This is a genomic window from Thermoplasmata archaeon (assembly GCA_038851035.1).
Taxonomy (GTDB): domain Archaea; phylum Thermoplasmatota; class DTKX01; order VGTL01; family VGTL01; genus JAWCLH01.
Genome location: JAWCLH010000029.1, coordinates 26,137 through 36,530 on the forward strand (window position 1 = coordinate 26,137; position 10,394 = coordinate 36,530).

The window sequence follows — 10,394 nt, forward strand, 5'->3', positions numbered from 1 at the left end:
CCCTGCAGCGGTTTGAGGGTTTGGGGTCGGGCTGAATTGACCTCTCCGAGGGATACCATAGGACAGGGTGAGGCGCCGATTCGCTTCCTCCAGAGCGTCTTCTCGGCTTACTACTCCTCGGCAGAAATCCATCTCCCGGACCGCTTCGGGCGGCGCGAGTGGGGTTTCATGTTCTTCGGCCGGGACACGATGCTCCGGCACTTGGGTTTCAGGAGGGGAGATGAACTCAGGGCGTTCCTGAGGAAGGAGGCGCCGGCGCATGTGTATTACTCAGCTGCCTATTATCAGCGCCCTGAGGCCCAGCAGATGAGGGACAAGGGCTGGCTCGGGGCGGATCTCATATTCGACCTCGACGCTGACCATATCGAGGGAGCCGAGAGAATGAGCTACGAAGAGATGCTCTCCGTCGTGAAAAGGGAGATTCGGCGGCTCGTGGAAGAGTTCATCTGCGGCGACTTCGGGTTCGGAGGAGAGCATGTTCACATCGTGTTCAGTGGGAGCAGGGGCTATCATGTCCATGTCACTGACCCTTCAGTCTTGGAGCTCGGGAGCAGGGAGAGGAGGGAGATCGTGGACTTCATCACCGGCGTCGGCCTCGACCTTGATCGCGTCTTCAGCTGGGAGGTGGTGGGGGGTAGGGGGAGGGGCCGGTTCGTGAAACCGGTGAAGAGGTGGACGATGCCCTCGGCCGGAGAGCCGGGATGGAGGGGTAGGATGGCCCGCGCCACCATCAGGCTACTCGACGAGCTCGAGATGCTCGGAGAGGAGAGGGCAGTGGAGAGAATGACGCTCCTCACCCGTGGACGGAGAAGGGGGTTGGGGCCGGAGGGGGCGACCCGCATTTACAGAGAGCTCTTCTCTCCGGGGCGCGGGGGAGTGAGGGGCGCGGACAGAATTCGACGGGAGGGGATAATCGACATTTTCTCGAAGCACGAGCTCGCTCTCTGGTTCCTTGAAATCATCAAGGAAGCCGCCGGGGTGAAGCTTGAGAAGAAGAGGGAGGAGAGGGTGACCGGGGTTAGGGCGGGCGGGGAGACCGACGAACCCGTGACCTCTGACGTGAAAAGGCTTATTCGCCTTCCCACCTCTCTCCATGGGAAAACTGGATTCCTCGTCGCTCCCCTCTCCATCGATAGGCTTGAATCTTTTGACCCCCTGAGGGACGCCGTAGTTCTCCCTGGGGACCCTGTAAGAGTCAGGGTCGTGAAGGAGCTTAGGGTCAGGCTGAGGGGCGAGGAATTTCATATTGTTCCCGGAGAGACGGAGCTGCCGTTATTCACCGCGATATTCGCAACTGGCCGGGGTGCGGCTGTCCCGGCGCCCGGCTCGTGAGCCTCCGCCTATTCACCCCCCCTTCTGCCTTTATAATTTTTACTATTTTTTATTTAACTATTTTTTATTTAAATTAACATAAATTTGAATCAATTAAATATTAATTTTGGTCAGTACCACAATAAACTTATAATCACATGCTCTACTCATTCTTGCATGAAACCTGGCGGACACAACATAGCCGCGAGAAGCACCGCGGGGGGCATCGCGAGAAAGAGGACTTGGATAACTACGAGAGGCCTTCACGAAGCTCACTCCATCCGCTGGGCCCGCCGCAGGGCTGCGGCCGCACTTCTTTTCCTATCCCTTCTCGTCCTTCCCAGTGCGAGCGCGGCTGGAGCTCAGGAGCCCCGGCAGGGCGTGAATTCGGCGCCCGTGGGAGGGGAGAGCTGTCCGGGCGGCTCAGGCGTGCCCTCCTTCTATGTTGATTCGTCGCGTGTGGAGCCAAAATTCTGGGTTGAGCCGGACCCCTATATACCCCCGACTCCCACCTCGACGCTCGAGAGTCGCTCCACCGGCGGCTACGCGGTTCTGATGGCCATAAACGATTACCCTGGCTCGCCCCTCCAGGGCTGCATCAGCGACATCACCGCAATAAGGGACAGGCTAGTCAACACCTACGGGTGGGACACTAGGAACATTCACTTCGTAACCGACTCCGCCGTAACCCCCGACAGAATTGTCCAGGAGATAAGGTGGCTCGCCTCTGTCGCCGAGCCAGGGAGCCAGGCCATATTCTCATTCAGCGGCCACGGGAGCACGGGCGTGATTTACGCCTACCCGATGAACGCCGTCAGCGACGACACGATCGCCGCTGAGCTGAAGAAGCTGAACTCGACCGAGAACATCTGCATCTTCGATTCCTGCCATTCGGGCTCTTGCACCGAGGTCAACATCACCATCCCTCCCTTCATCTCAATGATGGCCTGCGAGGCCAACGAGCTTGCATCAGACGGCAACACATTCACCAAGGCATGGGTCGAGGGCTTGGGTAAGACCGAGTGGGGAAATGTAGAGGAGGCATTCGCCTACGCCTACAATAAGATTCAGGGCTGGCAACACCCGGTGATGTGGGACAATGTCCCGGGCAACATGCTCCTCGGCAGGAAGCCGCCTGTAATTGCTCCCCTGCCCGAGCCCTCTGCTCCGGAGGACACGGCTATAATAATCTGTCTCACGCCCTATGAATCAGACCCCGTGGACGGCCACGCCAGCCTCACTTGGAGCGTTGAGCGCTGGGACCCCCTTGCCGTGAAGGCAATCACAGGGCAGGGGAGCGCCGACGACACCCTTACTTTTCAACCAGTGGAAAATTTCTGTGGAAGGACCAACGTTACACTAGTTCTCCGCAACGGGGCAGGTCGGACCGCGCGCGCAGTTATGAACCTGACTTGGACGCCTGTGAATGACCCACCCGTTGTGACCGGCCTCGACAGGATATCGCCCGTAGTCGAGAGGACAAAGGGGGTCAAAATAATCGTCTACGGCTCCGACCCGGACAACGCGGGTCCAGAGCTCTCGCTGGGGTTCGAGTACAGGCTGGCCGGAGGCAGCTGGACCTCCGGCGACTTCGAGTGGTCCTTCGTGACCAACCGTTGGGAGCTGCTTTTCGTTCCGCCGGCCAAATGTCCCCTCGGACAGGCGGACGTCAGGGCTAGGCTGCGCGACGGCGAGGGCTGGGGTGAATGGACCATTGCCAGCGGTCTGGTCGAGGTCGCCAACGCGCCCCCGCGCGTCGACGCGGTCCGTCCATCCGCGCCGACCGTACGCAGACTCCAGCCGCTGGTCCTCACCGTGGAGGGCGCTGACCCCGAAAACCCTCTGGAGCTCCTCACCTGCGAACTCGAGCTCAGGCACCGGGACGAGCCATTTTGGTCCCGCCTCACGGGCGCAGAGCTCGACGGCCGCTCCTGGAGGCTGACCTTCACCCCGTCGGCCCGTGCGTCCCTCGGTCCCTACGACGTGAGGGCACGTTTAAGGGATGCAGACGGCATGAGCGGGCGCTGGAGGGAGGCCTGGGAGGCCTTCTCGGTTGAGAACGCTATGCCCTCGGTTGATTCCATCGAGTTGTCCACGTCTAGGGTGGAGAGGGGAGGGAGGGCGACGGTGATTGTGAGGGGAGGGGACGTCGAGGACCCGAGGACGGCAGTGCTCTGCGACCTCCAGTGCCGGGGACCCGGCGGCGAGTGGTCGAGGCTCGAAGGGGTGGAGGTCAGGGGGGACCACTGGGAGGTGCTCTTCGCACCCAGCCCGAAGTCTAAGACGGGGAGCTATTCCTTTAGAGTTCTTCTGAAAGACTCCAACGGCCTCATCAGCGAATGGCTCTACAGCAACGATAGCCTCGAGGTCGTAAACAGCCCGCCAACGGTGCTGGGAATTAACCTCTCCGGAAGCTCCGTGCTTCGCACTCAAAATCTGACCCTCACGATATCTGGCAGAGACCTTGAAAGCAAAACCTGGGAACTCAGGTGCGAGGTCGAGCAGAGGCTTGAGGGCGGGGGCTGGTCCGGGACTTTTCTAACCAAGCCGGAGCTCGACGGGAGGAATGGGACGTGGCACTGCAAGTTCACACCCCCCGCCTCCGCGCCCGTCGGGAGGTACTGTTTCAGAGCAAGGCTGCGCGACACCGACGGCGACTATAGCGCATGGATGGAATACGCGGGCAGGGTGGAGGTTATAAATAATCGTCCCTCCGCGGGGATCTCGCCCCTTCCGCAGGTTGTCAACGAGGGGACGGAGTTAATCTTCGATGCATCAGCGTCCTTTGACATTGAATCCGAGCTCGATTACCGCTGGAGTTTCGGCGACGGCACCCATGCAAGAGGGGAGGTTGTGAGGCACGTATACACAAGGGGAGGGGCTCGGACGGTGACCCTCACTGTGACGGATGGCGACGGCGAGACCAACACCGCCACCGTCAGACTCAGGGTCAATGCCCTTCCGTTTGCCGCCGCGACCTACAGCCAGCCCAGCGGTAGTAGCTTGAAGGTCAGGTTCGACCCCTCCCTCTCCTCCGACCCGGAGGGCGGGGCACTTGAGTACGAGTGGGACTTCGACATCACCGTGGACAGCGATGGGGACGGGGACCCAGACAACGACGTCGACTCCACCGCCGGAGCACCCGAGCATTTCTACAAGAGAGAAGGCACCTACAGGATCCGCTTGACTGTGAAGGACGGGGAGGGCGGTGTCTCCTCGGTGGTAATCGAGGTCAGGGTGAGACTTGAGGAAAAGAAATCCTGGGCGCTACTCAACCCCGCGTTTCTGGGACTCGCACTGGGAGCGGCTGTTGGGATAGCGGGATACGCGGCTGTTAGGCGCAGGAGGCGCGAATCGGAATTGACAGAGGAGAGGAAAGCCGATAACGCGACGGCTCTGGATGGCAGCGCCACCCTGCTGCCGGAAAAGGCGCAGTACGGCGTGGAGACAGGCTCGGGACCGGGGACCGCCGGGTGCGCGGGACCGACGGTGGCCGGTCCGCTTGAGGAGTCATATACTCTCGCCAACCCAGAAACGCTCTACATCCAGGGACCGGAGGCGTGGGAGGGGGCAGGCGCCGCGCCGTTCCACCAGAGGCCGCCGGAGCCTGCGGAGGGCTGGGGCCCCGTCTGGCCGGAGGCACCGAGGTACGACACTCCCGTCGAGGAGGTTGCCGGAGCCGGTCCGCCGGCGGAGGTAGGGTCATGTCCGGCTGAGCGGTATCCGTCTCCGGAGAGGAGCGCGTCTCCGGTGCACGCGCGGCCCCTGCCCCCTCAGACTCCGTCAGAGGCGGCACGCACCATTGAGCTCTCCGAGATTCTCAGGAGGCTCGAGGAGCTCAGATAAGCTAATTACGCCGGAGATGAATTCGCCGTCCGGGTTGTTATATGCAAGGACCGGTTTTCGCGGCGCCCTCGGCCCTCACCGCCCTGATGCTCCTCCTGCTCGCTTCTGCCATCGCGCCCGGCGCCTCGGCGGCAATTGGGGCTGGCTCGACGCTCAGGGTCGAGACCCAGACCCAAATGCTACATCGCGAGGGCGGGGGGTACCTCACTTGGGAGCTCTCCGGGCCCGCGGTGGTCGAGGTCAGGCGGTGCATAGACGAGCACATGGGCGACGGGGACGGCAACATCACGCAGCTCGAGGCCCAGGCCTACACCAACGAGATAGAGTCGCTTCTGGAGAACTACAAATCCTACGGCTCGGCGAGAATCATAAGGGTAGCGCTCCTGACCAAGGACATCAACGCCGATACTAAGGGCTTGATGGGAACTGCGAACTCGACTGCCCCCATAACAATTCACTTCTACTTCAACTCCAACCTTAGGCCCGAGGGCACCACGGTCAACTTCGGCGACACGACGATTCCATTTGCGCTCTTCCAAGCGCTCCCGGACGAGTCGAACCGCACCTTCGCGGGCCGGCTGGACTGGACCCACAGGGAAATCGTCGTCGGGCTGGCGAGCTTCTCGGGCATCATGAGGGGGCAGGGAGAGCTGACGAGGCTTCGCGCTCCCGGTGCGGAGTTGATTCTGTACCATCTCTCGCTGGAGGGGGGACAGAGGTCCTTCGACGAGGCCCGGTTCGACACATTCAACCCGCTCCAGTGCTCTCTGGAGCTCTTCATCGTGGTGTGCGTGTTTGGCTTGGTGGCGCTACACCTTCCAAGGCGCTACATGAAGGACTTGGGGATGAGGAGAGTCGGGTGGCTCCATCTGCTCGTAATTCTCTTGGTTGCGCTGCTCCTTTTACTTTTCTTTCTCGGCGCGGACGCTGTGGCGATATGGGTCCTCTCGCCGCTCTTCATGGTCGTGAGCTGGGTCCTCTCCCACCAGATATACGCAAAGAAATGGAGGGGCATCGCGAAGCCGCTGGCCCCTGCGGGCTCAGTGATTGTGGGGACCCCGGCCGGGCCGGCGCTGGAGGCCCCGGCCTTGGGTCAGCCGCTCCCGGGCTTCGAGCCGGTCAGGAGCTGGGAGCCTGCCCCGCCGCCCGAGTTCCCGTCGGGACCCGCGCCTCACTCACCTCTGCCACCTCAACAGCCCTCCGGATATACACGGCCACCAGGACAAGAAAATCCCCCGCCTCCCCGCCCACCCGAGGCCTTTCCTTCTCCTCCATCGCCCCCGCCCCTCCAGCCATCACTGCCGGAGAGTCCCTCCACGGCCCCTCTTGGCGCCGCTGTGAGGTCAATGAGGTGCCCGAAATGCAGGAGCGTCTTCGATTTCCCGGACGACGGCCGGAGGCCCCTGCCGGTGAAATGCCCGGGGTGCGGGGCGGAGGGGGCGCTGAAGAAATGAGGCTTCCGATGCACTCCCGAATTTCGCTTGGACGCCCGGGGCCTCAGCCTTGAGATGAATAGAGGGAAATGGAGGGCCGCGAAATTCGGGACACGTCAACCCCCGCGGGGCTGACACCCGGGGCCCGGCAAGCTTAATAACTATCACGAACTATTTCAATACCGCAGGCGATGAGGCTCGCCTCTAACCGCCGGGTGCAGGCTGATAGCCTCTACCGACCCAACTGCACCAGCAGGTAGGAGAGAGCGGTGGTTGAGGCGCGGATATTCCTGGAGCCCCTGCCGGACAGGCTGAGGGCCTTCATGGGGCGAAGGGGGAGGGTGTTTTTCGAGGTCAGGGGCGAGCCATGGGCGGGCGCGGGGAGCATGGAGACCCTGCGGATGCACGAGCCCGGACGCAGGGTCATCGGAACAGTAACCTACGAGCTTGCCAGTGAGGGGAGGGTCCGGGTGCACGCCCTCCACATCGACGACTGGAGCCGGAGGGGGAGGTATCCCGCGCGCCTGCTCAGGCGTTTCGTCGAGAGCATGAGGGAGAGGGGGATGGTCTCCATCGAGGAGAGCCTGTACGGGCTGAGCGCCAGCGGGCACGACTTGATGATGCTTCTGAAGGAAGTGGGGTTCGAGTTCATGGAGATGGGGACGCTGACCGGGCGCTCCGACTACTCGATCAAGCTCAGGCTGGAGTAAGAGGGCGGCCCGGATGGGGAAGACGGAAACTCGCGCCACGAACGTTTCCGGCGAGCGGCCGGGAGGAGCGCAGGTTGGCAGGGACGCACGCGAGGAGGGGCGCTTTTCCGCGGTTGCGACGGCTTCCTTTCTCCGAAGCTGGGCCTTTTACAGGAACCGAGAGTGGATTCGGACGGTGGTCTCGCGCCTCGTTGCCTCGACGGCCACGTGGAGAGAGCTCGAGAGGAGCAATCCCGGCGTGGATGTGGGTGACGTTGTGAGGAGGAACAGGATAATGGGCATGATTGTGTCCTGGGAGCGCGAGGGCTACATCGAGGTCATCGAGGCGCCCGGGGGGCCGGAGCCGGGCACGCTCGATGAGAGGGCTTCCATCGCCGGGATCAGCCCCTCCGAGACCTCCTCGCTCTTACTCGCGAGGAGACTCGGAATTCACACCCTTCTCAGCGACTCAGTGGAGGCAGCCCGGGCCCTGGCTGTGGAGCCCGGCGAAGTAAGACACATGTCGAGCTTCGAGCTCCTCAAGGAAGTCCTTGCGGCCAGGGTCGCCTCCGGGCGAGGAATTGGACCGAGGGAGATAGAGGCCAGCCTCCGGGGCTTCGTTTCATCCGTGGGGCCCCTGATGGACGAGGCTGGAATCGAGAGAATGGTTATGGAGATATGCGAGATGGGGCGACTCAGGCGCGTGGCGCGCGGCGCCCCGGGGGGTGACGCCGATAGCGCCCGGTGGAGCTGAGCAGGCGGCGGAGGCATCGCTCCCCGCCCTCACTCCCCCCATCTTCTGTAGAGCCTGTTCTCGACCCCCAGCGCGTCCAGAACCCTTCCCACGACGAAGTCCACCAGCTCCCCGACGCTCGCGGGCCTTCCGTAGAACGCGGGACACGCCGGGAGGACCACCGCTCCCGCCTCCGAGAGAGTGGTCAGGGCGCGGAGGTGAATCGTGCTCAGGGGCGTCTCTCGCGGAACCAGGACGAGCCGGCGCCTCTCCTTCAGCGCCACCGAGGCCGCTCTGGTCACCAGATTGTCCGAGATTCCGCAGGCGATTTTTGAGGCCGTGGACATCGAGCAGGGGCAGATGACCATTCCATCGAACGGCCTGCTCCCAGACGCGATGGGCGCGTCCAGCTCGCTGTTCCTGTAGAGCCTCGTCGAGCGCCTCCTCAACTCCCGCGCGCCTAGGCCTGTCTCCAGCCTGAGAATTCTCAGGGCCTCCTCCGACACTATCGCGCTCTTCTCGCATTCGAGCGCCTCGAGCAGCCGGACGCCGTAGACGGCCCCGGAGGCCCCGGTCAGCGCTACGACGACGTGCGTCCCCCGGCTTCTCTCCCCCGCCGGCCTCATCTCCCCTCCCCGAAAGCCTCGAAGAACCTAGTGTAGGCCCTGACCGCGCAGAAGAGGTCCGCCTTGCTCGTCAGCTCCATGGGCGCGTGGAGGCTCAGGACGCAAGGCCCGAGGTCTACTACGTCCATTCCATGCTCCGCGAGGAACTTGGCTATCGTCCCCCCTCCGCCCTCGTCCACCTTGCCTAGTTCCGCACTCTGCCAGGGTATTCTCGCGGCGTTCAGGAGCCTCCTTATCGCCCCCACGTACTCCGCGCTCGCGTCACTCGACTGGTACTTACCCCCGGACCCGGTGAATTTCGTCAGCACCACCCCGAAGCCCAGCCGCGCAGCATTAGAGGGCTCGTGGGCGTCCTTGAATATCGGGTCCAGGGCGGAGGTGGTGTCGGCCGAGAGGGCCGAGGAGCGCTCGAGCGCGCGTCTGAGTGCGCTCTCGGGTGCGTCACCTTCGGTTAGCTCGATGAGGCGCGCGGTGAAGGAGGCGAGGAGGCGGGACCGGGCGCTAGTGTTTCCCTCGCTCCCTATCTCTTCCTTGTCGAAGAAGAGCGCCGCGCAGGTCCTGCGAGGTCGCCCGAGGGAGCGAATCGCGGAAAGGGCGGCGAAGGCGCAAACGCGGTCGTCCTGCCCGTAGCCCAGCACGAGGGAGCGGTCAAGCCCCACCTCCCTCGATCTTCCGGCGGGGACGAGCTCGAGCTCTGCGCTCGCGAAGTCCTCCTCCATCATGCCGTATCTTCTGTGGAGAATATCAAGCACGAGCAGCTTTGTCCTGCTCTTCGCCTTTCTGTGACCGTCGATTGGATTGGTCGCCACAATCGCGTGCAGCTCCTCGCCCTTGAGCCCCTCCTCAAGGTGCCTCTTCGCCTGCGACTGCCTGTAGAGGTGCGGGGCGAGGTCCTCTATTGTGAAAACCGGGTCCCCTTCGTCCTCGCCGATGGAGACGTCGACCTCCCTCCCATCTTTCAGGACGACCCTCCCGTGGAGCGCGAGGGGAATCGTGGCCCACTGGTACTTCTTTATGCCCCCGTAGTAGTGGGTTCTGAAAAGAGCGATTCTGGTTTCCGACTCCTCGTGAAGGGGGTTCTGCTTCAGGTCGAGCCTCGGGGAGTCGATGTGAGAGGCGATGATGTTCAGGCCGCGCGAGGGCGGCTGCTCTCCGACAACAGCGAGCGCGGCGCACTTGTTCTTCCAGATAAAGTAGAGCCTCTCACCGGGACGCGCTGAGCGCGCCGAGTCAATTGGGGCGAAGCCGCTCTCCTGCGCGAACTTCCTTATCGCCGCCACGGCCTCGCGCTCCGTCTTGGCGGCGTCGAGGAAAGCCCTGTACTCGCCAGAGAGAGCCTCCGCCGCCTTTTTCTCCTTCTTTGAAAAATGGTCCCAGGCGGGCTCCCTCTTGAGCTCGAGCTTCTCGACTCCATCCGCTCTCGTTTTCCTGAGCATGCGGTTCCCTGGCCCTCATAATGAAGCTTGGTTATTATGGTTGCGATGGCCGCTGGGGGCGGTGCAGAATAACCAGTTATCAGCCCTATAAATACCCCTCCACAAATCCATCTATTCATCCCCCTCTGAACCTCTGAAATTTCTCAGGGTCCCACCCCCGGAACATCTTGAGAAGGGGGTCCTCAACACTCCTTGGGCAATCCATAACATCCTCCCACTTGAAAGTGCTCCTGGAATGAGCGAAACTCTTGCTGGATTTCCCTCTTCGAAATGTATATAGAGAATCTACAATGGCATAGGCCACTATCCTTCCCAGGAAG

At 62.4% G+C, this 10,394-nt stretch carries 8 protein-coding genes and 1 riboswitch; of the genes, 5 read left to right on the plus strand and 3 right to left on the minus strand.

The window, feature by feature from the left end:
* The first annotated feature begins 36 nt into the window (after positions 1–36).
* The 5 genes from priS (at position 37) to QW379_08805 (ending at position 8,033) form a co-directional block, all read left to right on the plus strand.
* Positions 37–1,332, plus strand: a complete 1,296-nt coding sequence (gene priS, locus QW379_08785) for a DNA primase catalytic subunit PriS (GenBank protein MEM2870491.1) — start codon at positions 37–39, stop codon at positions 1,330–1,332.
* 156 nt (positions 1,333–1,488) lie between these two features.
* Positions 1,489–5,157 carry a PKD domain-containing protein gene (locus QW379_08790; GenBank protein MEM2870492.1) on the plus strand — a complete coding sequence of 1,223 codons (3,669 nt, stop codon included), beginning with the start codon at positions 1,489–1,491 and terminating at the stop codon, positions 5,155–5,157.
* A 41-nt stretch (positions 5,158–5,198) separates the two neighbouring features.
* Positions 5,199–6,611: a hypothetical protein gene (locus QW379_08795; protein MEM2870493.1), complete on the plus strand. Its 1,413-nt coding sequence runs from the start codon at positions 5,199–5,201 to the stop codon at positions 6,609–6,611.
* A 157-nt stretch (positions 6,612–6,768) separates the two neighbouring features.
* Positions 6,769–6,832: riboswitch (Fluoride riboswitch) on the plus strand.
* 27 nt (positions 6,833–6,859) lie between these two features.
* Positions 6,860–7,300 (plus strand): hypothetical protein, encoded by a 441-nt coding sequence (locus QW379_08800; GenBank protein ID MEM2870494.1) that lies wholly within the window; start codon positions 6,860–6,862, stop codon positions 7,298–7,300.
* A gap of 13 nt (positions 7,301–7,313) precedes the next feature.
* Positions 7,314–8,033, plus strand: coding sequence for a hypothetical protein (locus QW379_08805; GenBank protein MEM2870495.1), 720 nt, complete (start codon positions 7,314–7,316; stop codon positions 8,031–8,033).
* A gap of 29 nt (positions 8,034–8,062) precedes the next feature.
* On the opposite strand, the gene QW379_08810 is transcribed toward QW379_08805, so the two are convergent.
* The 3 genes from QW379_08810 to QW379_08820 form a co-directional block, all read right to left on the minus strand.
* Positions 8,063–8,638 (minus strand): UbiX family flavin prenyltransferase, encoded by a 576-nt coding sequence (locus QW379_08810; protein MEM2870496.1) that lies wholly within the window; start codon positions 8,636–8,638, stop codon positions 8,063–8,065.
* Positions 8,635–10,074: an aminopeptidase gene (locus QW379_08815; GenBank protein MEM2870497.1), complete on the minus strand. Its 1,440-nt coding sequence runs from the start codon at positions 10,072–10,074 to the stop codon at positions 8,635–8,637. The genes QW379_08810 and QW379_08815 overlap by 4 nt, the downstream gene beginning before the upstream one ends.
* 115 nt (positions 10,075–10,189) lie before the next feature.
* Positions 10,190–10,394: hypothetical protein (locus tag QW379_08820; protein ID MEM2870498.1), on the minus strand; the 205-nt coding region annotated here is incomplete at its 5' end.

Excerpts from the sequence above, each read along its gene's own strand:
- QW379_08795 (MEM2870493.1), top strand. The coding sequence starts at position 5,199 with ATGCAAGGACCGGTTTTCGCGGCGCCCTCGGCCCTCACCGCCCTGATG.
- QW379_08805 (MEM2870495.1), top strand. The coding sequence starts at position 7,314 with ATGGGGAAGACGGAAACTCGCGCCACGAACGTTTCCGGCGAGCGGCCG.
- QW379_08810 (MEM2870496.1), bottom strand. The coding sequence starts at position 8,638 with ATGAGGCCGGCGGGGGAGAGAAGCCGGGGGACGCACGTCGTCGTAGCG.
- QW379_08815 (MEM2870497.1), bottom strand. The coding sequence starts at position 10,074 with ATGCTCAGGAAAACGAGAGCGGATGGAGTCGAGAAGCTCGAGCTCAAG.
- QW379_08790 (MEM2870492.1), top strand. The coding sequence starts at position 1,489 with ATGAAACCTGGCGGACACAACATAGCCGCGAGAAGCACCGCGGGGGGC.